Raw genomic sequence first — 20,940 nt, 5'->3', positions numbered from 1 at the left:
GTAGTGGTCATTCTGCCCCAGCGTGGTGGACGGAGCGAACGGCAGCTTCCCTGAACGCATCCCCAGGATCGCCCAAGGTGAAAATGCTAAGGTTGCTCACCAATGCGGAGGCCGCCACGGATAGGGGACAAGAGTGACGACTGAAGGGCAGAAGCAACCGGAAGCCGGCGTCCAGGGCGAAGTAAGCCAGGACCGCTTCGTTGCCGGACAGGACCTGACGCGCTGGAAATCCCCGATCGGGCGCACCTTGGCCAGGGGCGCCGAGTGGATCACCAGGCTCCTCGGCCCCTATGCAGCGCTCATCATCACGCTGGTCGTGGGCCTTGCGGTGGCATTGTCGTTGGCCCTGGTTTTCGGAGAGGTCTATGAATCGGTCACGGAAGCCGACGGCGTTGCAGGCCTGGACCATCCAGCACTTGATGCAGCCAAGACGGTCCGATCCCCTGCTTTGGATGTTGCGATCACTGCCTACACAAACGTCGGTGGCACTGTGGGAATGCCCATCATTGCCGTGGTGATCATGATCTTCCTGGCCGTGCGCAGGAAGTCCTGGACACCGGTCATCCTGATGCTTGCCGCCGGGCTCGGCTCACTGCTCATCACCGTCCTCGGCAAGCCACTCTTTGGCCGCACCCGGCCGGACCTTGCCGACGCCATCCCGCCCTACGAGCACTCCCCCTCCTTTCCCAGCGGACACTCCCTGAACTCCCTGGTGATCGCGGGCATCGTGGCGTACCTGGTCATCCTGAGGCTCAAGACCCTGCGCGCGCGGGTCATTACCGTGGCGGTGGCGGCGGCATTTGCCATCACCATGGGCCTGAGCCGTGTCTACCTCGGCCATCACTGGCTGACCGATGTCCTGGCCGCCTGGGCTATTGGCATCTCATGGTTGGCGCTGGTCATCACGGCCCATCGCCTCTATCTGACCGTGCGCACGAGACGCCACACCGCGGTAGTCTCTTGACACCAGAGTGATCTCTCGGCTTAACTAAATTACGTATGCTGAAATAACAGTTCCATGATGCGGAAGCAGAAGTATCGCGCTTCCTCCTGCTGAACAGCAGGAGTTCCGCATAGCCCACACCATGGATGCCAGCATTTGCCTGAGGATGACAAGCATGGAGCTTGCAGTATTCAACAGCCTTGAGCGGGATGAGGCCGTCAAGACCCTGACACCCTGCCTGGATATCAGCCGCTGGGTCGAAACAATCGTCGACGCCCGCCCCTTCGCAAGCGTGGACGACTTGTTGGCCCACGCCAACAAAGCCGCGCACCCCTTCACGCCGGCCGAAGTGGAGTCTGCCATGGCACACCACCCCCGGATCGGCGAACGCCCCAAGGCACAGACCACCGAGGCCGCAATGTCGCGTTCGGAGCAAGCCGGAGTTGACCCCGGCGACAACCAGACAACAGCGGCCCTGGCCGAGGGGAACCGTGCCTACGAGGAAAAATTTGGCAGGGTTTTCCTGATCCGCGCCGCAGGCCGCAGCGCCGAGGAAATCCTCGCCACGCTGCAGGAACGCATTACCCACACACCCGAAGAAGAAGACACAATCGTGGCCGGCCAGCTGCGGGAGATCGCACTGTTGCGCCTCTCCGGACTGGTCAGCGAAGGAGTCAACGCATGAGCGTTTCGCAGGTAACAACCCACATCCTCGACACCGGTTCCGGTCGCCCGGCGGCTGGCGTCGCCGTCGTACTTTACGTCCGCGAAGGCGACGACTGGACCCTGGTGGCGAAGGGCGAAACGGACGCCGACGGCCGCATCAAGACCCTTGGCCCGGAGCGGATTCCCGGCGGAGCGTACCGGCTGAACTTCGCCACGGGCGCCTACTACGAAGGCCTTGGCACGGAGACGTTCTTCCCCGAAGTGGACCTGAACTTCACAGTTTCCGATGCCGGCGAGCACTACCACGTGCCCCTGCTGCTGAGCCCGTTCGCGTTCTCGACGTATCGCGGCAGCTAACCCACCCCGCCGAGTTGCCAGCTGATGCCAATGTTCCCCAGGAACATTGGCATTAGCTGTCGTATCGGCGGGGAACGGTAGGCTTTAACACATGGCTTCAAAGGACACCACCCCCAACTCCGCCCGCCGCGAAATCACGGTTCGCCGGGCACCCAAGTTCGTACCCTTCATGATTCTGGGCGCGGTGGTGGGCGCAATCGTGGCCGCGATCATCGCTTACGGCCGCCCGGCGGACCCCGCCTTCGACGCCAGCACCGTCTTTGGTTTCTTCCTGATCGTCTGCGCAGGCGGCGGCGTCATCGTGTTCTCGATCCTCGCCCTGGTCCTGGACCGGGTCAGCGTCAAGCGCTCACAGCGCGCCGTGGTGGAAGCCGTTCCGGACTCGGTTCCGGATGAAGGCCCAGAGCACGACGACGTCCGGTAAGTCGGGCGTTAAGACCCACCTTTCGCGGGGGAGGCACTGTGAGACGTGTCGCATTTTGCCCGTATCGGCGCTGTTCGCGGGGTCACATAGGCTGCGGGGGGACCTACCACGGCCACAACATGAGACAATCGACCAGTGGCACGTGGCGACGGAAAACTTTCTCATGATCTTCTCCCTGGCGAAAAAGGCCCCCAGGACGCTTGTGGCGTCTTCGGGGTTTGGGCTCCCGGTGAAGAAGTAGCAAAACTCACCTATTACGGGCTGTATGCGCTGCAGCACCGCGGACAAGAATCGGCTGGTATTGCTACCAGTGACGGCAAGCGCATCAATGTCTATAAAGACATGGGCCTTGTGTCCCAGGTCTTCGACGAGACAACCCTGAACACCCTCACCGGGCACCTGGCCGTTGGCCACTGCCGGTACTCCACCACCGGTGCAAGCCACTGGGCCAACGCGCAGCCAACCCTGGGTGCGACCGCAACCGGCACGGTTGCACTGGCCCACAACGGCAACCTGACCAACACGGCTGAACTCCGGGAAATGATCCTTGAGCGCAACGATGGCCAGCTGACCGGTGAAATGAAGCAGGGAAACACCTCTGACACCGCACTGGTGACCGCACTCCTTGAGGGCGAAGAAGGCAAGACCCTGGAGCAGACTGCTCTGGAGCTCCTACCCAAGATCAAGGGTGGCTTCTGCTTCGTCTTCATGGACGAGGGAACCCTCTACGCAGCCCGTGACACATACGGCATCCGCCCGCTGTGCCTGGGCCGCCTGGACCGTGGCTGGGTGGTCGCTTCCGAGCAGGCCGGTCTTGCCACCGTTGGTGCGAGCTTCATCCGCGAGATCGAACCCGGCGAATTCATTGCCATCGACGAGGACGGCGTCCGTTCGCAGCGCTTCGCTGAGGCTACCCCCGCCGGCTGCGTCTTCGAATACGTCTACCTTGCCCGCCCGGACGCTGCCATTGCCGGCCGCTCCGTGTACGAGGCCCGTGTTGAGATGGGCCGCCAGTTGGCCCGCGAAAACACGCACGAGGCCGATCTGGTCATCCCCGTTCCGGAATCGGGTACCCCTGCGGCTGTTGGTTACGCCGAACAGTCGGGCATCCCGTTCGCTCACGGCTTCGTCAAGAACGCCTACGTTGGCCGTACCTTTATCCAGCCCTCGCAGACCCTACGCCAGCTGGGTATCCGCCTGAAGCTCAACGCCTTGGAATCGGTGATCCGTGGCAAGCGCATTGTGGTGGTGGACGACTCGATCGTCCGCGGCAACACGCAGCGCGCAATCGTCCGGATGCTCCGCGAAGCCGGCGCTGCAGCGGTGCACGTGAAGATCTCCTCCCCGCCGGTTCAGTGGCCCTGCTTCTATGGCATCGATTTCGCGTCCCGCGCGGAGCTGATCGCCAACGGCGCAACCATCGAGGAGATTTCACAGGCCATCGGCGCTGACTCGCTGGCCTACATCTCCGAGGATGGCATGATCGGCGCCACCCAGCAGCCGCGCGAACGCCTGTGCACGGCCTGCTTTACGGGCAAGTACCCGATTGAGCTGCCACATGCGGACAAGCTGGGCAAGAACCTGCTGGAGCGCACGGACCTGGGCGGCCTGGAACCGGCCACTGAGTCCGAGTCCGTGGACGACTCCGAGGATCCGGCCGAGAAGCCCGGTGCCACAGGCTGCGATCCGGGACCCGACGCCGAATTCGAAAACCTCCTTACCGACGCTGATCGTTTGACCGACGCCGACAAGAAAGAGTCTGTATGACCTCCGCAACCCCCGCCGCTGACAGCACCCAGAATGCAAACGCCATCACTTACGCTTCTGCAGGTGTCGACGTCGAAGCGGGAGACCGCGCCGTCGAACTCATGAAGGACGCCGTCAAGGCGACCCACAACAACTCGGTGATTGGCGGCGTCGGCGGTTTCGCTGGCCTGTACGACGTCTCGAAGCTGCTGACCTACAAGAAGCCGCTGCTCGCCACGTCCACTGACGGCGTGGGCACCAAGGTTGCCATTGCCCAGGCCATGGACATCCACGACACCATCGGTTTCGACCTGGTGGGCATGGTTGTGGACGACATCGTGGTGGTTGGTGCCGAGCCGCTGTACATGACCGACTACATCGCCTGCGGCAAGGTTGTCCCGGAGCGCATCGCCGACATCGTGCGCGGTATCGCGGCTGCGTGTTCTGTTGCCGGCACCGCCCTTGTGGGCGGCGAGACCGCCGAGCACCCGGGCCTCCTGGGTGAGCACGAGTACGACGTCGCCGGTGCCGCTACCGGTGTTGTTGAAGCCGATGCCCTGCTTGGCCCGGACCGCGTCCGCGCCGGCGACGTCGTGATCGGCATGGCATCCTCCGGCCTGCACTCCAACGGCTACTCCCTGGTCCGTCGCGTCATCAACCACGCCGGCTGGGCCCTGGACCGCCAGGTTTCCGAGCTCGGCCGCACGCTGGGCGAGGAGCTCCTTGAGCCCACCCGCGTCTACGCAGCCGACTGCCTGGACCTCGCACGCACCTTCCCGCTCACGGGTGGCGCCGCAGTTCACGGCTTCAGCCACGTGACCGGTGGTGGCCTGGCCGCCAACCTGGCCCGCGTCCTCCCGCAGGGCCTGGTTGCCACGGTTGACCGCAACACCTGGGAACTCCCCGCGATCTTCAAGCTGGTCTCCGAGCTGGGCAACGTCCCGCTGGCCGACCTGGAGCGCACGCTGAACCTCGGCGTGGGCATGATCGCCATCGTGTCCCCCGAAGTTGCCGACGCTGCCGTCGCCCGCCTCAATGACCGCGGACTGCCGTCGTGGGTCATGGGTACTGTTTCGGCTGACTCTGAGTTGACCTCATTCGACAAGACCGGCCCGGACTACGTCCAGGGTGCCAAGGGTGTCGACGGCGGCGCTGTCCGTTTGGTGAACGCGTACGCCTAAGCGGTCTATCACCTCTTAAAAAGAGCGGCCCTGCAGTTTCGAACTGCAGGGCCGCTCTTTTGTTGTTCGCCAGCTTCCCAACTAGCGTGAAGAGACCTGGATCAGGCTCAGGACGCCCCCCTGGGGGTCCTGAATGGTGGCCAGGGATCCGGTCTCGGTGGTTTCCTCGGGGTCCACCAGCACCACTCCCCCGGCAGCTACCGCAGAGTCAACGGCCCGGCGCACGTCCGCGACACCGAAATAGATCTGCCAGGCGGCATCCTCGCCTTCGTCGGCGGGAACGACGCCGGCCACCTCGTCACCGTTGACCATCAGCGTGCTGTAGCTGCCGCCGTCGTCCTGCGGGTATTCGGTGACCTCATGCCCGAACAGCTGCTGGAAAAACCCGACGGCGGCCTGCGGCTCAGGCGTCAACAGCTCGGCCCAAGCCAACGCACCAGGCTCGTTGAAGAGGTGGCTGCCGATGTGCGTGCCAGCCTGCCAGACCCCAGTGGTTCCGCCGCCAGGGGGTTCGATGAACGCCAACACCCCAGTGTCCGCCACGGCCTCGGGCCCGAACTGGAGCTTCCCGCCGGCATGAACGGCGTCTTCCCCGATTTCTTCGGTGTCCGTGGCCGCAATGTAGATGTTCCACTGGCTGTGGTTCCCTGCGGCTTCCTGGAGGGGGTTCTGCGGGGCGATGACGGCCACGAGATGCTCCCCGATGAAGGCCTGGGAGTAGCTGCGGCCGTCCGGGGTAGGCAGGTCCTGATAGCTCCAGCCGAAAAGGTGCTGGTAGAACTCCTTTGCTGCGGCCACGTCCCTGGCCTGCAGGTCGGCCCAGCACGGCTCACCGTTGGTGTAATGCTTCCGGACGGTCATGCTGTAACTCCTGTCATGATGCTGAACGCTGCCCCTGCCGGGTCCATGAGCACCGCCATGCGACCTATGCCCGGCACGTCGAAAGCAGGGGCGATGACGTGGCTGCCGAGTTCCACGGCCATATCCACACCGGCATCCACGTTAGCCACGGCAAAGTACGTCATCCAAAACGGCGAGAGGCCCTCGATGGGGAGTGTGAGCGCGCCGGCGATCCGCTTTCCGTCCACCAACAGTGATGTGTATTCCTGCAGGTCCCCTGCCGGCTCTGTCCGGCTGTCGCATCCGGTCACGGCCTTATAGAAGGCCACTGCCTTGGGGACGTCGTTGGTTTGAAGCTCGTTCCAAATCATGGTGCCAGGCTCGTTCACAAGACCTGAACCGGGATGGTTCAGGGCCTCCCAAAAACCGATCTGGGCTCCGGTGGGGTCTGTGGCGAAGAACATGCGGCCGCTGCCGTTGGGAACCGATTCGGGCGGCGAAAGCAACGATCCTCCGGCGGCCTCCACGCCCCGGGCAGCAGCGTCCGCTGAATCCACGGCAAGGTAATTCGCCCAGTACGACGGCATCCCTTGCGGCGCGTCCGGCGACTGCTGCATCAGGCCGGCAACGTATCGCCCGCGAAGCTTCGCCATGTAGTACGTCATACCGTCCCCGGCGTCGCGCGCCTCCAGCTCCCAGCCAAAGAGGTCGCTGTAGAACTTTGTGGACACGTCGATGTCATTGGAGGACAGGTCCACCCAACACGGTGTCCCCTGCTTATAGCTATCGACCTCCGGCATGGTTCTCCCTTTCGATGCACCCGAGCTCAAGACTACGCACAAAAGGGCCCCCGGGGTACGCCAAAGAACGGCGTGCCCTGGGGGCCCTTTTCAAAAGATTTACGGCATCCGAAGATGCGCGTTGACCTTGATGTACGACGGCGGTCCGCAACTCAGTGCCAAAGGCACCTGTTGGTCACGACAGCTATCCGATACGGCGGGTGTCTACCTCGTCGTCATCGTCTTCCGCGTACTTGTCCTCGTAGGCCGAATAGTCCGGCTCCGGGGGATCTTCGGGGAAGTGGCTCTTTACACGACTGGACGGACCCGTGAGCTCCCGCTCAAGTGCCGAATAGTCAGTGTTCGGGGAGTAGTACTTAATGTCCCGAGCCTGCTTGGTAGCTTTTGCCTTTTGACGGCCGCGCCCCATGGCGTGACCCCCTTTTGTACTTGGACCGGAGGTGGTCACCTTGGCTATCGGTGAGGCCCCGGAATGTTTGGTCAATTTGTCGTATGTCTAGATTACATGCTTTCGGAGGTGCCTGCGTGCCAACACAACGCGGCGGCACAGCCAACCACAAGCAAAACCAAGGCTGGACACCTCCAACAAGGGTGAAAATTCGGTAGAGTCTGCCTCAATGCGACCCCAGAGCAGGAAGGCACTCACCGGAATATGAGCCAGGACAACACCCCACCACGTGACGGTTCACCACGCGAACAGGGCGAGGACGCCGTGGACCCTGCGCCCACCGCACCCTCAGGGCTCCCTCCTGCACCGTGGGCCCCGCCGACGGACGGCCAGCAGCCCAGCTACCCCAGCGCATATCCGGGGCAGCAACCGAATGGGTCCGAAGAGTGGCAGCCCGAGCAGCACGGGGACCCGGTCAAGCGGCAGCGGCTGGTCATCGGCGGGATCGTCCTGGGTGTCCTTGTGCTTATCGGTGTGGTGATTTGGGTACTGCTCAACCTGCTTGGCACCCGCCCGGAAGCGGCTACAACCACCCCCAGCGCTACAGCAACACCCGGCCCCCTCCCCCGCGATGCCGAGGCCAAGGATTTCCAAGTGGGCGACTGCTTCGCCGACTTTGATCCCAATGCATCCAAGGCGCGGGCCGTGGCGTGTGATACTGAGCACTCGGCCCAGCTTGGCGCTGTTTTCACCTACCCTGCCGACGATTCTTTCCCCGGGACCAATGCGTTGCGTGACAAGGGCCGCGAAGTGTGCCGGACAGTGAAGCTCAACGCCGCGGCCGACAACTACGTCCTCCTTCAGCAGAACGTCTACCCCAGCACCACCAGCTGGGACCGTGGCGACCGCCGCGTTGATTGCTTCATCGTGGTGGATTCCGGCAATACCATCAAGGAAAACCTCCTCGGGAAGTAGCTGCCGGCTTCCTTACTTCCTGCGGACCGTAAGCCCGGAACCCACCGGCATTCCGCCGTCGTCCCCTGCCATGGCTTCGAGCCCCTCAATGGTGAGCTCGTCCAGGTCCGCGGCAGTGTCTACCAGCACGGTGTCACCATCGCTGATCTCCCCTGCAAGGATCTCCTTGGCGAGCCGGTCTCCGATCTCGCGCTGGACCAGCCTGCGGAGGGGCCGCGCGCCATACGCGGGATCGTAGCCGGACATGGCCAGCCACGCACGTGCTCCGTCGGTGACCTCCAGGCTCAGGCGTCGATCACGGAGCCGCTTGCCCAACTCTGCCACATGCAGCTCAACGATCCGGGCCAGTTCCTCAACGGAGAGGGGCTCGAACAGGACGATTTCATCCAGCCGGTTCAGGAACTCTGGCTTGAAGGATGCCTGCACCACGGCCATGACGGCTTCCCGCTTGGCCCGTGCGTCCAAGGACCGGTCCACCAGGAACTGGCTTCCGGAGTTGGACGTCAGCACCAGGATGGTGTTGCGGAAGTCCACGGTGCGGCCCTGGCCGTCGGTGAGGCGGCCGTCGTCGAGCACCTGCAAAAGGATGTCGAAGACCTCGGGGTGGGCCTTCTCCACTTCGTCCAGCAGCACCACCGAGTAGGGGCGGCGGCGAACAGCCTCGGTCAGCTGGCCGCCTTCCTCGTAGCCCACGTATCCCGGAGGGGCACCCACCAGGCGGGCGACGGCGTGCTTCTCGCTGTACTCGGACATGTCGATCCGGATCATGGCGCGCTCATCATCAAAGAGGAAGTCTGCCAGCGCTTTGGCCAGCTCCGTCTTACCGACGCCCGTGGGGCCCAGGAACAGGAACGAACCCGTGGGCCGGTTGGGATCGCTAATGCCTGCGCGGGCCCGGCGGACAGCGTCAGACACGGCCTGCACAGCCTTGCTTTGGCCGATCAGGCGCTTCCCGAGTTCCTCTTCCATGTGGAGGAGCTTCTGCGATTCGCCCTGAAGCATGCGCCCCGCCGGGATGCCCGTCCACGCGGAGATGACCTCGGCGATGTCGTCCGCGGTCACCTCCTCGGCCACCATGAGTTCCGGCTTGCTGTCGGCACTGGTGCGGGCTTCTTCTTCGGCCGCGGCACTCAGCTCCCGTTCCAGTGCGGGCAGCTCGCCGTAGAGGATGCGCGACGCCGATTCCAGGTCGCCTTCGCGCTGCGACTTGTCCGCGGCGGAACGCAACTCGTCGATCTTGGCTTTGAGGTCACCAACGCGGTTCAGGCCCGCTTTCTCGGCCTCCCAGCGAGCATTAAGGGCGCTGAGCTCCTCTTTCTTATCGGCCATGTCGGCACGCAGCGCAGCCAACCGCTCCACCGAGGCCGGGTCGGTCTCCTTCTGGAGAGCCAGTTCCTCCATGGTCAAACGGTCGACGGCGCGGCGGAGCTGGTCGATCTCTTCCGGCGCGGAATCGATCTCCATGCGGAGCCGGGACGCGGCCTCGTCCACAAGGTCGATTGCCTTGTCCGGCAGCTGCCTGCCTGAGATGTAACGGTTGGACAGGGTGGCGGCAGCCACGAGTGCGGAGTCGGCAATGGCTACCTTGTGGTGCGCCTCGTAGCGTTCCTTCAAGCCACGAAGAATGCCGATGGTGTCCTCGACACTGGGCTCGCCGACGTAGACCTGCTGGAAGCGGCGCTCCAAGGCCGGGTCCTTTTCGATGTTCTCGCGGTATTCGTCCAGGGTGGTGGCACCAATCAGGCGCAGTTCCCCACGGGCAAGCATGGGCTTGAGCATGTTGCCGGCGTCCATGGCACTCTCGCCGGTGGCCCCGGCACCTACGACTGTGTGGATTTCGTCGATAAACGTGACGATCTGGCCGTTGGAGTTCTTGATTTCCTCAAGGACAGCCTTCAGCCGCTCCTCGAACTCGCCACGGTACTTGGCCCCGGCCACCATGGAAGCGAGGTCCAGGGCGATCAGGGTCTTGCCGCGAAGGCTTTCAGGAACGTCACCGGCTACCATGCGTTGGGCCAAGCCCTCCACGACGGCCGTCTTACCGACGCCGGGTTCGCCGATCAGCACCGGATTGTTCTTGGTGCGGCGGCTCAGGACCTGGATGACGCGGCGGATTTCGCTGTCGCGCCCGATGACGGGGTCGAGCTTGCCGGACCGCGCTACTGCCGTGAGGTCGGTGCCGAACTTCTCCAAGGCCTGGAACGTGTTTTCCGGGTCGGGCGAATTGACGTTCCTGTCGCCCCGGACACCCGGGAGGGCGGCGAGCAGCGCCTCATGGGAGGCACCGGCGTCGCGCAGTAGTTTCCCGACGGCGTCACTTCCGGCCGAGAGCCCCAACAGCAGGTGCTCGGTTGAGACGAAGGAGTCGCCGAGTTTGTCGGCCTCGCCTTGGGCGGCCTGGATGGCCTGCACGGACTGGCGGGAGAGTTGCGCCTGCTGGACCGAACTGCCCGAGGACGACGGTAGCGCCTTGATGGCAGAGCTTGCCTGGACGCTGACGGCATCCGGGTCCGCGCCCGTGGCACGCAGGAGCGCCACTGCGACGCCTTCGCGCTGGTCCATGAGTGCTTTGAGCAAGTGTGCGGGCTCGAGCTGCGGGTTGCCCGCGGTTGAGGCGTTCATGGCGGCCGCAGAAAGGGCCTCCTGGCTTTTGGTAGTGAATTTGACGTCCAAAGAGTGCACCCTTTCTGGTGAGACCGATTCTTTCAAGTTGAGTCTACTACGCTCAACTTTGAAATATGGGGCCCTGTATTCCATGTTTGCCCACGGCGAAACCAGTGTCCAGAGCCGTCGGGTTGGGGAGGCGCTTAGGCTGGGGGCATGGACACTATCTCCAGCGCGGAGGAACTCGAAGAACTCATTGGACGCCCCTTGGATCGCGTACGGAAGAAGGTGCGACGGCAGCTCAGCGCTTTCGACCGGCAATGGCTCGCCGCCAGCCCCTTCTGCGTGATCTCCACTACCGATGCCCAGGGCCGTGTGGATGCCTCACCCAAGGGTGACCCCGCCGGCTTCATCCACGTGCTGGACGACAACACCATCGCCATTCCCGAACGGCCCGGCAACAAGCTCGCCTTCGGCTTCCACAACATCCTGGAAAACCCGAACGTCGGCATTCTGTCTGTCGTCCCGGGCCGCACCGACACCCTGCGGATCAACGGGACGGCACGCATTGTCAGCGACGCAGACTTCTTTGAACACATGGTGGTCAAGGGACACCGCCCACGTGCCGCCGTCGTGGTGACTGTGGAGGAAGTCTTTACGCACTGCGGCAAGGCGTTCATGCGCAGCGGACTCTGGCAGCCTGAAACCTGGGAGAGCGGGGATTTGCCGAGCATTGCGGTGCTCGCGAAGACCTACACCCAACCCGAGGCCCCACTGGAGGAACTGGAGTCCTACTACGGGCCGTCCTATGCCGAGGGAATGTACCGGGACTGACCCATCATGCCGGGTAGACCGACACCAACGCGGACTTAACGACGAACCGCACGTCCATTCCGGGCACCAGGCCCAGGTCCGCCGACGCCGCGGGCGTGATATCGGCGGACAAGGCTTGGGCTAACGCGCCCGCACTGGCCCGGACGCGGATCTGGTCTCCGTGAGGCTCAAGGTCCGTGACGGTGACGGGGAACGCGTTGCGCGGACTCCCGTGGACGTCGCCCAAAAAGACGGAAACGCTCGACGGCGGGAAGGCCGCCACGCCAGCCTGGCCGGGTACAGGTGACCAGTCGGGATCGTGCTGGCCGGCGAAAACCCGGCCATCCGGCGTCGTGATTCCATCCCTGGTGATGATCCCGGAAACGAGGTTGAGCCCTGCGAGGCCAGCCGCGAATTGGCTTCGTGGGCGTTCCAGGACTTGGCGCGTGGGTCCTTCTTCGGCGATGCAGCCCTGCTCCACCACGATCACCCTGTCGGCGAGCATGTAAGCGTCCAGGACGTCGTGCGTGACGATAATGGCCTTCCTGTCCTTCAGCACACGCTTGAGCACGCGGCGGAGCAACGGTGCTGCATGGATGTCCAACGCCGCCATGGGTTCGTCGAGCAAGAGGAGTTCGGGCTCGGCGGCCAGCGCACGGGCCACGGCGACCCGCTGCGCCTGCCCGCCGGACAGTTGGGAGGGTTTTCGATGGGCAAGCGGCAGGGCGTCCACCTCCATCAGCCAATGTTGGGCCGCTTCCCGAGCAGCCGCCTTGGATGCTCCGGCACTGCGGGGACCGAAAGCCACGTTGTCCAGCGCGTTCAGGTGCGGGAAAAGCAGCGCCTCCTGGGCAAGCAACGCAGTCCCGCGCTGGTGCGGTGGGCTCCAATGGTGGGAGCCGCCGTCGAGGTTGAACAGTTCTTTATCGCCGATCCGTGCCGAGCCGGAATCGGGCCGCAACAGCCCCGCGATCACTCCCAACAGAGTGGATTTGCCCGCCCCGTTGGGACCAAGGATGGCCACGGTTTCGCCATCGCGGAGGCTCAGGGACATGTCGAAATTCCTGGCGCGGAGGCTGGCCTGCAGCTCAAAGCTCATGGCTGGACCGCCACAGGTGCACTGCTCCGGCGGGCACCATAGCTGAGCCCCACCACCGCAACTGCCACCGCCACCAGGACCAAGGACAGCGCGACGGCGGCATCGGCGTCGGTTTCCCGTTGCAGGTAGATTTCCAGCGGTAGCGTCCGGGTGACCCCTTCAAGGCTCCCCGCGAAGGTCAGCGTGGCCCCAAACTCACCCAGGCTCCGCGCGAACGACAACACGGCCCCGGAGGCCAGCCCGGGCAGGACCAGGGGAAGGGTGACCCTCCGGAGAACCGTGGTGGGCCGGGCACCGAGTGTCGCAGCAACGGCTTCATACTTGTTTCCGGCCGATCGCAGTGCACCCTCCAGACTGACCACCAGGAACGGCAAGGCCACGAACGTCTGAGCCAGAACCACCGCGGTAGTGGAAAACGCAATCTGGATACCGGCCACTTCCAGCGACTTCCCCAGCAGGCCCTGGCGCCCGAACGTGTACAGGAGCGCTATGCCTCCGACGACGGGTGGCAGGACCAGCGGCAACAGCACAAAGGAGCGCAGGAGCCTTTGTCCGGGGAACTCGCCGCGGGCCAGCACCAACGCCAACGGGACACCCAGCACGACGCAGAGGACGGTGCTCGCCGCCGAGGTCCGCAAGCTCAGCCCCAGTGCGGCCAACGACGAATCGGACGTGACGAGGGGAATGAACTGCGGCCAGTTCACTTTGGCCACCATCGCGAGCAACGGAAGGACCACCAGCAGACCGCCCACAGCTGCGACGGCAAAGATCCAGCGCGGGATGCCTTGGTAGCCGCTGGCGGTCTTCATGGTCTCCTCAAAGTGGTGCGGCTCGGTGCTTAGGGCGCGGTGCTTAGGGCGTGGTGCTTAGGGCGCGCCGAATCCGGCGTTGCCGAGAACCTTCTTACCCGCCTCGCTGGTCACCGAGCCGATAAATGCCGCGGCCAGTTCCTTGTTCTGGCTGGAGCTTACCGTGGCTATGGGATAGGTATTGACCGCCTTATCCGACTCCGGGAAGGCGATGCCCTTGACCTTGTCTCCGGCACCCTTGACGTCCGTGACGTAGACCAGCCCCGCATCGGCCTCGCCCGAGGTGACTTTGCCCAGGACATCGGTAACCGATGATTCCTCGCTGACCGGGCTCAGTGGGACCCCGGCGGCCTTCTCCACGGTGTCCGTCGCCGCGCCGCAGGGAACCTGGCTGGCACACGTTACAACCCTTACGCCGGGCTTGGCGAGGTCCGCAAATGAAGAGATCGACGCCGGGTTGCCGGGCGGGACGGCGATCTCCAGGACATTGGTTGCGAAGTTCGTTGCGGTACCGTCCAGCAGCTTGGCATCGGCAAGCTTGGCCATGTTCTTGGTATCGGCCGAAGCGAACACGTCCGCTGGCGCCCCTTGGGTGATCTGGGTGACCAGGTCCGAGGAACCGGCGAAGCTCAGCGTCACCTTGGTGCCGGGGTTCTTGGCTTCGAAGTCCTTGGCCAGCTGGGTGAAGGTGGACTTGAGGGAAGCCGCAGCGAAGACGGTCACTGTTCCGCTCAGCCGGGACGTGTTGCTGCTGCCCGATGGAGTGGTTGCGGGGGCCGTTGTGCCGCAGGCCCCAAGGGCGGCGGCTAATGCCACAGCGATGGCCGCGGCCACGATGCGTGTCCTCATATGATGCTCTTTCCCTGCGGGGTTTCGATAATGACGGTGGTGGCCTTAACCACGGCGGTGGCCACGGATCCCAGTTCCAGGCCGAGTTCCCGGACGGCCTCGCTGCTCATGAGCGACACCACCCGGAAAGGCCCGCATTGCAGCTCAACCTGGGCCATGACCTTGTCCATCGTGATCCCCGTAACCAGGCCGACGAAGCGGTTCCGTGCCGAACTTCCCGAGCGGGAGGGGTCGTCCGGGAGATGGGACTGGTCCCTGGCAAGCGTGGCGAGCTCAAGCCCGTCCACAGCAAGGCGGCCCGCTCCGTCCTTCTGCGGTGTCAACGTTCCATTCTCGGTCCAACGCCTCACGGTGTCGTCACTGACCCCCAGGAAGCGGGCGGCCTCGGAAATTCGTATTTGCGGCATGGTGTCAGTTTACTTCCGCAGATACGGTTCAGATCCCAAGATTGTTCCGCAAACCAAATATGACGCATGGCCGCCCCCACACCTCGAAGGCGGCAGGCCGCCGTCGAACTCTGGCCCATAAGCAGTCCTCAGCCGTACCCTGTTCTTGGGGAGCCTGAGCCCACCAACGGTCCACCGCGCTCCTTCCCGGTTGCCGTGATAACCACGGGCACAGACGCCCGTTTTTCCGGGACGGCAAGCACGGCGGTAGACGTCCTGATGGCCGGCAACTGGGAAGGATCGTTTCGGTACACTTTGGCCATGGCCATCTACGTCGATCCACCACTCTGGCCGGCCCACGGGACCGTGTTCTCGCACCTCGTTTCAGATAAGTCACTGAAAGAGCTCCACGCGTTCGCGGCCGCCGCCGGGGTTCCGGAACGGGCCTTCGACGGCGACCACTACGACGTTCCCGAACGCCGTTACGAGGACCTCGTCGCAGCCGGCGCCATCCCGGTGGAAGCACGGATCCTGGTCCGCAAGCTCATCGCCAGCGGGCTCCGCATCCCCGCCCGTGAGCGAAGCAAGGCACTGACGGTGCCACTGATGGAGCGTTGGAACAGCATTTACCCCGGCCATGAAAGCCTGGGACTTGAGCTGCTGGAACGCTGGGGAGAGGACGGCCGGAAGTACCACAGCCGCACCCACCTGCTAGCGGTCCTCGAAGCCTTGGACACCCTCACAGAGCCGGCCCTCCCGGCCCGAACGGTATCCTTGGCGGCCTGGTTCCATGATGCCGTCTATGAGGGCGTGGCCGGCCAGGACGAGGAAGAATCCGCTCTCCTTGCCGAGGCCCGACTGTCCGCGGAAGGCTTGGCTCCCGACGACGTAGCTGAAGTTGCGCGGCTGGTCCGGCTCACCTCCTCGCACGACCCCCAACCCGGTGACCACGCCGGCGCCCTGCTCTGCGATGCCGATCTCTCCGTGCTCGGCGGCGATGAATCATCGTACGCGCGCTACCTGGCCGCCGTCCGGGAAGACTACGCGCACGTCAGCGACGACGACTTCGCGAAGGGGCGCGCCGCCGTCGTACGCCACCTCCTGGGCCTGGATCCGCTGTTCCACGGCGAACGCGCCAAGGCGCTGTGGCTTGAAGCCGCCCGTCGGAACCTCGCCGGCGAACTGGCGTGAACAGCGTGTTGAGCGAACCCGGAGCGCCGCAACGCCAACTGCCGTACGCGGTGCGGTTCGAATGGGGGCTCGACGGCGCCCGATCAGTTGTTCCCGGAGCTGACCTCGCGGTGGTGGTTGACGTTCTGTCTTTCACCACGTGCGTCAGTGTCGCCGTGGACCGCGGGGCCCTGGTCTTCCCGTACCCTCAGGGGGACGTGGGGGCCAGCGAGTTCGCCACCCGCAACGGGGCCGCGTTGGCGGGCGCGCGGGGCTCGGAAGGCCTCAGCTTGTCCCCCGCAAGCCTTCTCTCTGCCCACCTGCTGGACCGCGTGGTGCTGCCCTCACCCAATGGTTCGGCGATCAGCCATGAGCTCGCGGCCTCGGCCCGGCAGGTGGTGGCGGTGTCGCTTCGCAACGCCGCCGCGACAGCCGACTGGGTCCACTCCACCCTGCCCGAGGGCGCGGTCATCGCCGTGATCGCAGCGGGTGAGAAGTGGGCTCACGGGGCACTGCGGCCGGCTTTGGAAGACCAGCTCGGGGCCGGCGCGTTCATTGCTGGACTCGCAGCGGCCGGGCGGCACAATTTCTCCCCGGAGGCGGCAGCGGCAGCGGCGGCTTTCGACGCCGCTGAACCGCAGCTTGCGGCTGTATTGCGCGGGTGTTCCAGCGGGAGGGAGCTCATGGATGCCGGCTACGCGGACGACGTCGAAATTGCCGCCGCGCTGGACGCCAGCTCTACTGTGACCCTCCTGCGGGACGGGGCTTTCCAAGCCGTCTAGCCGCGCCGTCTGGACTAGCCCCCTAGACTAGGCCCTTAGACTAGGAGGTATGACCTCCTACCTCCAATCGTCACAGGGCCATCCTCCGCTCGCGGAACCGTCGGTGGAGCACGTCCTGGCTCTGCGCGGGGTGGGCGGATACCGCCAGTACCGCATCCCGGCACTTGCAGTGAGCACGCGGGGAACCGTGTTGGCCGCTTACGACGGCCGCCCAAATCTGGACGACCTGCCCAACCCCATAGACCTCCTCCTGCGCCGCAGTGACGACAACGGGAACACCTGGGGGCCTCAGCAAGTGGTCCGCACAGGATCTGGGCTCCAGGGTTTCGGTGACCCCAGTTTGCTGGTCGACGCAGAGACAGGCCGCATTTTCATGTTCCACGCGGCCGGAACGCACGCGGGATTCTTTGAAGCCGTCCTTGGCATGGAGCCGGACGACGACGTCCAGCACGCCGATCTCAGCTACTCAGACGACGACGGCGACACCTGGCAGCACCGCCGGCTCACCGCCCAGCTCAAAACAGGCCGGATCACCGGGCTGTTCGCTGCCGCAGGCCATGGAATCCAGATGCATACCGGCCCCTACAAGGGCCGACTGGTCCAGCAGTTCGTCGTGCTGGTGGACGGCGCCATCATGGCCGCCTCGGCGTTCAGTGACGATCACGGTGAAAACTGGGCCTTGGGAGAGCTGATCGGCCCTGGCGTTTCAGGCATAGGACCCAACGAAAACAAGGTTGTCTGCCTCGACGACGGCCGACTGCTCCTGCACTCGCGGGCAACCCCCCACCGCTTGTCTGCGTTTTCGAAGGACGGCGGGGTTTCCTGGAGTCCGCTCCAGCCCATCCCGGATATGCCGGACCCGAGCGACAACGGATCTGTTGCCCGCTTTGACGGACTTCCGTCTGTGGTTCCGGTTGCCGAGCCAGGCACCTCGCAGCCGGACACCACCCGTTGGCTGCTGGCCAGCAACAACCAGGATCCGCATCTTCGCCGGAACACCGTCCTGGGCCTCTCGCCGGACAACGGCGCCACATGGCCCGCCAAGCTCATCGTGTGCCCCGGAAGCTCGGCGTACTCGACCGTCACCCGGTTACCCGACGGAAATATCGGGGTTCTCTACGAGCGGCAAGGGTACCGGGAGATTGTTTTTGCTTCGATTCCGGCCGGGCAACTGACGCAGCAGTTGAATGGCCAGTTGGGGCCGGCCCCGGACCCGGTTTTGGTGGCTGCTGGGGCGTCTGCGGCGGAGGTGTCCACCGCTGGGGAGTCCGCGGCTGAATCCGGGGGCTTGGTCTTTCACATGGAACTGCGCTCCATCACTCCGGGCCGTCCCGCTGTCTGGCAGAATGCCGGCGACTTCCATGTGGTTCCTTCCAACAGTGACGGCCAGTGGGACATCCAAACGTGGAAGGAAATCGGCCAGGGATACGCGGACCAAGAGCAGGTTTTGGGCACACGCGAAGCCCAGGACCTCAACTACGGCGACATCATCCCCGGATACAAGGCCGGGGACATCTTGGCCTTCACCGGACGTGTCCGCAACGTCGGCACTCAGGCGGCGACCGGCGTCGTACTTCTTGGACCGCACGGCAACGCCGAGGATTTCCCACCCACGAACCTGCCGCCAGGCGGCCATATCCTGTACTTCACGCCGACGTACACCATCACCGATTCAGACCTGCTGCGGGAGTCGCTGGACCTCGTCTTCACCGTAAAGGCCGACGGCGGGTCCGGACCTACCGCAGGCCCGGTGCGTTTGGACCGGACGTTCAGTTTCGATCTGCGCACCGGTGCCGTGAAGGCGTCCTAGCGGTAGGTGCTGACGAACGGCTGGTTGGTGGGCACGATCTGCTTGCCCAGCGGCATCAGCGAAACCGGAATCAGCTTCAGGTTGGCAATCGCCAGGGGTATTCCGATGATGGTGATCGCCATGGCGAAAGCTGTCAGCACGTGGCCGATGGCAATCCAGATACCGGCAACCAGCAGCCAGATGACGTTTCCGAGGAGCGCGAAAACCCCTGCTCCGCCGGGCTTCTCGACCACCATCTGACCGAAAGGCCAAAGGCAGTAGGCGCCGATCCGGAACGAGGCGATGCCCCACGGTATGGTCACGATGAGCACGCAACAGATGATGCCGGCGGCGAAATATCCCAGTGCAAGCCAGAACCCACCGAAGACAAGCCAGATGACGTTAAGGATCGTTTTCATAGTCTTCATTCTCCCCTCTGGGTCAGACAAAACGCCTAGGGGTCTGCCCTGAATCTTCCCTGACTTGTGGTGCAGCCCCATACTGGGCCGGGATGTGAGGGAGGGTTGGCCTGAAGCGGGTGGGATGTGAGGGAGGGTCAGGCTTTGGCGGCTTCGACGAACGCGCGGATCTTCGCCAGATCCTTCACGCCACGCGATGCCTCAACACCCGAGGAGACGTCCACACCCCATGCTGCGGCCGCGGTGGCAGCGAAGGCCACGTTTCCGGGTTCGAGGCCTCCTGCGAGCAGCCAGTCCCTGCCGTCAAGCCCCTTCTCCTGCACGGACGCGTAATCCCAGGCCTCCCCGGACCCCGGAACTGCGGCATCGACCAGGAACAGGTCCTCGCCCAGATCAGCGAACTCGTCCTGGCCGGCACCCATAGTGACGGCCCTGATGAGCCGCATCCCGGCGTCGTGCACTGTTTTGACGTCGTCGGCGGTCCGCCGACCGTGCAACTGGACCCAATCGAGCCCGGCGGCGCGTGCCGTTTCCACGGCGTCAGCGGCGGACTCGTGGCGGAACACTCCGACGGCCTTGACCGAGGAAGGAACCAACGGCAGCAGGACGCGGACCTGGTCCGGGCTGACTTCGCGGGGACTCGAGGTCAGGACGAAACCAACCGCGTCCGCTCCGGCATCCACGGCTTCGCGCACAGACTCGGGCGTGCTCAGGCCGCACACTTTGACGAACATTCCCGCGCCTCCAGCCATTTTCGCAACGTTTTCCACATATGACGTTAGCAAGCCGGATCGTCAACGAAGAAGCGCAGTCCACCACTAGGCTGGTCGAATGGAGATCATCCGCTTTGCCGACATCCGTCCTGAACCGTGGCGCAACGGAGGCGGGGTGACGCGCGAACTCGCCAGCCATCCGAAGGCCGCTTCGGCACAGGATGGCGCTTGGGATTGGCGCGTCAGCATCGCCGATGTCGCAAAAGCCGGCGAGTTCTCCACTTTTCCGGGCATGGAGCGCGTCATCACCATCATCGACGGCGAACTGCTGCTCCTCACGGTCGATGGCTCCGAGCACCCGTTGGAGAAGTACCGGCCATTCCGCTTCTCCGGCGAGGCTGCCTCCGCGGCGACGCTTCCCACTGGCGACATCCGGGACCTCAACGTCATTGCACGGACCGGGGCTTTCAAGGGCTATACGTCCATTGTCGAAATTTCCAAGAAGCGTGCGCATCCTGTCTTCGAGGGCCAGTTGGCTGTCTTGTTGGAGGGAAAGGCCACCGTTGCCCCCGGTGCGGCGGCTGATGAAGGGTCCGACGGCGACTCCGCGGCTACCAGCGCCGGCGAACCTGTCGAGTTGTCCCGCTACGACACCGTCGTGGGCTCGGACTCACGCAGCCCGGAGATCTCGGGCCGGGGTTTCGTGGCAGTGATCTCGATCGACCACGTAGAACCGTAACTGGTGACCTTAACCACCGGAAGTGGCCACCCAGTGCGGGAGTTGCTAGCCTGAAATGAAGGTTCCGCTCTGGGACCTCCGGACGACGGTTCAGTACCCGGCACGCGACAAGACTGGCCAAAGGAAATGTCATGTCGTGGTTAATTCTCATTCTCTCCGGTGCGCTTGAGGCCGTCTGGGCCGCAGCACTCCACCGTTCCAGGGGCTTCCGTAGACCCGTCCCCACCGTGGTGTTCCTCGTGTCTGTGATTGCCAGCATGGCCGGACTCGCTATCGCCATGCAGTCCATTCCCACGGGCACTGCCTACGCGGTGTGGGTTGGTGTTGGCGTGGTACTGACAGCGACGTACGCCATGGTCACCAAGGTCGAACGCGCGACGACGGCCCGGCTGCTCCTGCTCGCCGGCATCGGCGCGTGCGTGGTGGGCCTGAAGGTGGTGGCATAGCC

23 protein-coding genes and 1 riboswitch are annotated in these 20,940 nt (G+C 64.3%); of the genes, 13 read left to right on the top strand and 10 right to left on the bottom strand.

The genetic code is table 11. The annotated features are described in order from the left end of the window. Positions 1–133: 133 nt before the first annotated feature. The 6 genes from ABHM97_RS15935 to purM all read left to right on the top strand — a co-directional run bounded on the left by ABHM97_RS15935 (position 134) and on the right by purM (position 5,317). Positions 134–964 (top strand): phosphatase PAP2 family protein, encoded by an 831-nt coding sequence (locus ABHM97_RS15935; protein WP_284987601.1) that lies wholly within the window; start codon positions 134–136, stop codon positions 962–964. A 154-nt stretch (positions 965–1,118) separates the two neighbouring features. Next, the gene (gene uraD, locus ABHM97_RS15930; protein ID WP_257369534.1) at positions 1,119–1,628 is read left to right on the top strand and encodes a 2-oxo-4-hydroxy-4-carboxy-5-ureidoimidazoline decarboxylase; all 510 of its coding nucleotides are present in this window, start codon (positions 1,119–1,121) and stop codon (positions 1,626–1,628) included. Beyond that, a complete protein-coding gene (gene uraH / locus ABHM97_RS15925; RefSeq protein WP_017199951.1) occupies positions 1,625–1,966 on the top strand; it encodes a hydroxyisourate hydrolase in 342 nt (113 codons plus the stop codon). The genes uraD and uraH overlap by 4 nt, the downstream gene beginning before the upstream one ends. Positions 1,967–2,057: 91 nt before the next feature. Continuing rightward, a complete protein-coding gene (locus tag ABHM97_RS15920) occupies positions 2,058–2,390 on the top strand; it encodes a hypothetical protein (RefSeq protein ID WP_235517714.1) in 333 nt (110 codons plus the stop codon). A gap of 135 nt (positions 2,391–2,525) precedes the next feature. Further along, positions 2,526–4,157 (top strand): amidophosphoribosyltransferase, encoded by a 1,632-nt coding sequence (gene purF / locus ABHM97_RS15915; protein WP_349471443.1) that lies wholly within the window; start codon positions 2,526–2,528, stop codon positions 4,155–4,157. Beyond that, positions 4,154–5,317: a phosphoribosylformylglycinamidine cyclo-ligase gene (purM, locus tag ABHM97_RS15910; protein ID WP_349471442.1), complete on the top strand. Its 1,164-nt coding sequence runs from the start codon at positions 4,154–4,156 to the stop codon at positions 5,315–5,317. The genes purF and purM overlap by 4 nt, the downstream gene beginning before the upstream one ends. 81 nt (positions 5,318–5,398) lie before the next feature. Here the strand turns inward: purM and ABHM97_RS15905 are convergent, their stop codons facing one another. From ABHM97_RS15905 to ABHM97_RS15895, 3 genes are all read right to left on the bottom strand, one after another. After that, positions 5,399–6,178, bottom strand: coding sequence for a VOC family protein (locus tag ABHM97_RS15905; protein WP_349471441.1), 780 nt, complete (start codon positions 6,176–6,178; stop codon positions 5,399–5,401). After that, positions 6,175–6,957, bottom strand: a complete 783-nt coding sequence (locus tag ABHM97_RS15900; RefSeq protein ID WP_257369525.1) for a VOC family protein — start codon at positions 6,955–6,957, stop codon at positions 6,175–6,177. The genes ABHM97_RS15905 and ABHM97_RS15900 overlap by 4 nt, the downstream gene beginning before the upstream one ends. A gap of 184 nt (positions 6,958–7,141) precedes the next feature. Next, a complete protein-coding gene (locus ABHM97_RS15895; RefSeq protein ID WP_024818182.1) occupies positions 7,142–7,366 on the bottom strand; it encodes a DUF3073 domain-containing protein in 225 nt (74 codons plus the stop codon). A gap of 243 nt (positions 7,367–7,609) precedes the next feature. Here ABHM97_RS15895 and ABHM97_RS15890 point away from each other — a divergent pair, with 243 nt between their 5' ends. Then, positions 7,610–8,320 carry a septum formation family protein gene (locus ABHM97_RS15890; RefSeq protein WP_349471440.1) on the top strand — a complete coding sequence of 237 codons (711 nt, stop codon included), beginning with the start codon at positions 7,610–7,612 and terminating at the stop codon, positions 8,318–8,320. Positions 8,321–8,332: 12 nt separating this feature from the next. On the opposite strand, the gene clpB is transcribed toward ABHM97_RS15890, so the two are convergent. After that, the gene (gene clpB, locus ABHM97_RS15885) at positions 8,333–10,993 is read right to left on the bottom strand and encodes an ATP-dependent chaperone ClpB (protein ID WP_349471439.1); all 2,661 of its coding nucleotides are present in this window, start codon (positions 10,991–10,993) and stop codon (positions 8,333–8,335) included. A gap of 147 nt (positions 10,994–11,140) precedes the next feature. Here clpB and ABHM97_RS15880 point away from each other — a divergent pair, with 147 nt between their 5' ends. Then, positions 11,141–11,758: an MSMEG_1061 family FMN-dependent PPOX-type flavoprotein gene (locus tag ABHM97_RS15880; protein WP_235517724.1), complete on the top strand. Its 618-nt coding sequence runs from the start codon at positions 11,141–11,143 to the stop codon at positions 11,756–11,758. Between the two features lie 4 nt (positions 11,759–11,762). Here ABHM97_RS15880 and ABHM97_RS15875 read toward each other — a convergent pair whose 3' ends face one another. From ABHM97_RS15875 to ABHM97_RS15860, 4 genes are read right to left on the bottom strand one after another with little or no spacing between them, the layout of a single operon-like run. Further along, entirely contained in the window at positions 11,763–12,836 is a 1,074-nt protein-coding gene (locus ABHM97_RS15875; RefSeq protein WP_349471438.1) for a sulfate/molybdate ABC transporter ATP-binding protein, read from the bottom strand. Beyond that, entirely contained in the window at positions 12,833–13,645 is an 813-nt protein-coding gene (locus ABHM97_RS15870; protein ID WP_349471437.1) for an ABC transporter permease, read from the bottom strand. The genes ABHM97_RS15875 and ABHM97_RS15870 overlap by 4 nt, the downstream gene beginning before the upstream one ends. Positions 13,646–13,702: 57 nt before the next feature. Further along, positions 13,703–14,494 carry a molybdate ABC transporter substrate-binding protein gene (gene modA, locus ABHM97_RS15865; protein WP_349471436.1) on the bottom strand — a complete coding sequence of 264 codons (792 nt, stop codon included), beginning with the start codon at positions 14,492–14,494 and terminating at the stop codon, positions 13,703–13,705. Further along, positions 14,491–14,901 (bottom strand): TOBE domain-containing protein, encoded by a 411-nt coding sequence (locus ABHM97_RS15860; RefSeq protein WP_235517734.1) that lies wholly within the window; start codon positions 14,899–14,901, stop codon positions 14,491–14,493. Before ABHM97_RS15860 ends, modA begins: the two co-directional genes overlap by 4 nt. Before the next feature lie 300 nt (positions 14,902–15,201). On the opposite strand from ABHM97_RS15860, the gene ABHM97_RS15855 reads away from it, so the two are divergent. From ABHM97_RS15855 to ABHM97_RS15845, 3 genes are read left to right on the top strand one after another with little or no spacing between them, the layout of a single operon-like run. Next, positions 15,202–16,071: a DUF4031 domain-containing protein gene (locus ABHM97_RS15855; protein ID WP_349471435.1), complete on the top strand. Its 870-nt coding sequence runs from the start codon at positions 15,202–15,204 to the stop codon at positions 16,069–16,071. Continuing rightward, positions 16,068–16,832, top strand: a complete 765-nt coding sequence (locus ABHM97_RS15850) for a 2-phosphosulfolactate phosphatase (protein ID WP_349471434.1) — start codon at positions 16,068–16,070, stop codon at positions 16,830–16,832. The genes ABHM97_RS15855 and ABHM97_RS15850 overlap by 4 nt, the downstream gene beginning before the upstream one ends. Positions 16,833–16,881: 49 nt before the next feature. Continuing rightward, positions 16,882–18,642 carry a sialidase family protein gene (locus ABHM97_RS15845; protein ID WP_349471433.1) on the top strand — a complete coding sequence of 587 codons (1,761 nt, stop codon included), beginning with the start codon at positions 16,882–16,884 and terminating at the stop codon, positions 18,640–18,642. Here ABHM97_RS15845 and ABHM97_RS15840 read toward each other — a convergent pair. Together ABHM97_RS15840 and ABHM97_RS15835 are read right to left on the bottom strand one after the other, a co-directional pair. Further along, positions 18,639–19,040: a YccF domain-containing protein gene (locus ABHM97_RS15840; protein ID WP_211713733.1), complete on the bottom strand. Its 402-nt coding sequence runs from the start codon at positions 19,038–19,040 to the stop codon at positions 18,639–18,641. The genes ABHM97_RS15845 and ABHM97_RS15840 overlap by 4 nt on opposite strands. A 137-nt stretch (positions 19,041–19,177) precedes the next feature. Further along, on the bottom strand, positions 19,178–19,774 hold the full coding sequence (locus tag ABHM97_RS15835; protein WP_257369723.1) for a phosphoribosylanthranilate isomerase: 597 nt from the start codon (positions 19,772–19,774) through the stop codon (positions 19,178–19,180). A 97-nt stretch (positions 19,775–19,871) separates the two neighbouring features. Here ABHM97_RS15835 and ABHM97_RS15830 point away from each other — a divergent pair, with 97 nt between their 5' ends. Both ABHM97_RS15830 and ABHM97_RS15825 read left to right on the top strand, forming a co-directional pair. Beyond that, positions 19,872–20,492 carry a HutD/Ves family protein gene (locus ABHM97_RS15830; protein WP_349471432.1) on the top strand — a complete coding sequence of 207 codons (621 nt, stop codon included), beginning with the start codon at positions 19,872–19,874 and terminating at the stop codon, positions 20,490–20,492. 56 nt (positions 20,493–20,548) lie between these two features. Continuing rightward, positions 20,549–20,614, top strand: a riboswitch (guanidine-III (ykkC-III) riboswitch). Between the two features lie 9 nt (positions 20,615–20,623). Continuing rightward, a complete protein-coding gene (locus ABHM97_RS15825) occupies positions 20,624–20,938 on the top strand; it encodes a DMT family transporter (protein ID WP_349471431.1) in 315 nt (104 codons plus the stop codon). The last annotated feature ends 2 nt before the right edge of the window (positions 20,939–20,940 follow it).

This window comes from Paenarthrobacter sp. CAP02 (assembly GCF_040137855.1).
Taxonomy (GTDB): Bacteria; Actinomycetota; Actinomycetes; order Actinomycetales; family Micrococcaceae; genus Arthrobacter.
This window is presented reverse-complemented; position numbering and strand designations above follow the sequence as displayed.

What these genes read in the sequence shown, in the direction of transcription:
- uraD (WP_257369534.1), top strand. Translation starts at nt 1,119, where the DNA reads ATGGAGCTTGCAGTATTCAACAGCCTTGAGCGGGATGAGGCCGTCAAG.
- uraH (WP_017199951.1), top strand. Translation starts at nt 1,625, where the DNA reads ATGAGCGTTTCGCAGGTAACAACCCACATCCTCGACACCGGTTCCGGT.
- ABHM97_RS15920 (WP_235517714.1), top strand. Translation starts at nt 2,058, where the DNA reads ATGGCTTCAAAGGACACCACCCCCAACTCCGCCCGCCGCGAAATCACG.
- purM (WP_349471442.1), top strand. Translation starts at nt 4,154, where the DNA reads ATGACCTCCGCAACCCCCGCCGCTGACAGCACCCAGAATGCAAACGCC.
- ABHM97_RS15905 (WP_349471441.1), bottom strand. Translation starts at nt 6,178, where the DNA reads ATGACCGTCCGGAAGCATTACACCAACGGTGAGCCGTGCTGGGCCGAC.
- ABHM97_RS15900 (WP_257369525.1), bottom strand. Translation starts at nt 6,957, where the DNA reads ATGCCGGAGGTCGATAGCTATAAGCAGGGGACACCGTGTTGGGTGGAC.
- ABHM97_RS15895 (WP_024818182.1), bottom strand. Translation starts at nt 7,366, where the DNA reads ATGGGGCGCGGCCGTCAAAAGGCAAAAGCTACCAAGCAGGCTCGGGAC.
- ABHM97_RS15890 (WP_349471440.1), top strand. Translation starts at nt 7,610, where the DNA reads ATGAGCCAGGACAACACCCCACCACGTGACGGTTCACCACGCGAACAG.
- ABHM97_RS15880 (WP_235517724.1), top strand. Translation starts at nt 11,141, where the DNA reads ATGGACACTATCTCCAGCGCGGAGGAACTCGAAGAACTCATTGGACGC.
- ABHM97_RS15875 (WP_349471438.1), bottom strand. Translation starts at nt 12,836, where the DNA reads ATGAGCTTTGAGCTGCAGGCCAGCCTCCGCGCCAGGAATTTCGACATG.
- ABHM97_RS15870 (WP_349471437.1), bottom strand. Translation starts at nt 13,645, where the DNA reads ATGAAGACCGCCAGCGGCTACCAAGGCATCCCGCGCTGGATCTTTGCC.
- modA (WP_349471436.1), bottom strand. Translation starts at nt 14,494, where the DNA reads ATGAGGACACGCATCGTGGCCGCGGCCATCGCTGTGGCATTAGCCGCC.
- ABHM97_RS15860 (WP_235517734.1), bottom strand. Translation starts at nt 14,901, where the DNA reads ATGCCGCAAATACGAATTTCCGAGGCCGCCCGCTTCCTGGGGGTCAGT.
- ABHM97_RS15855 (WP_349471435.1), top strand. Translation starts at nt 15,202, where the DNA reads ATGGCCATCTACGTCGATCCACCACTCTGGCCGGCCCACGGGACCGTG.
- ABHM97_RS15845 (WP_349471433.1), top strand. Translation starts at nt 16,882, where the DNA reads ATGACCTCCTACCTCCAATCGTCACAGGGCCATCCTCCGCTCGCGGAA.
- ABHM97_RS15840 (WP_211713733.1), bottom strand. Translation starts at nt 19,040, where the DNA reads ATGAAAACGATCCTTAACGTCATCTGGCTTGTCTTCGGTGGGTTCTGG.
- ABHM97_RS15835 (WP_257369723.1), bottom strand. Translation starts at nt 19,774, where the DNA reads ATGTTCGTCAAAGTGTGCGGCCTGAGCACGCCCGAGTCTGTGCGCGAA.
- ABHM97_RS15830 (WP_349471432.1), top strand. Translation starts at nt 19,872, where the DNA reads ATGGAGATCATCCGCTTTGCCGACATCCGTCCTGAACCGTGGCGCAAC.
- ABHM97_RS15825 (WP_349471431.1), top strand. Translation starts at nt 20,624, where the DNA reads ATGTCGTGGTTAATTCTCATTCTCTCCGGTGCGCTTGAGGCCGTCTGG.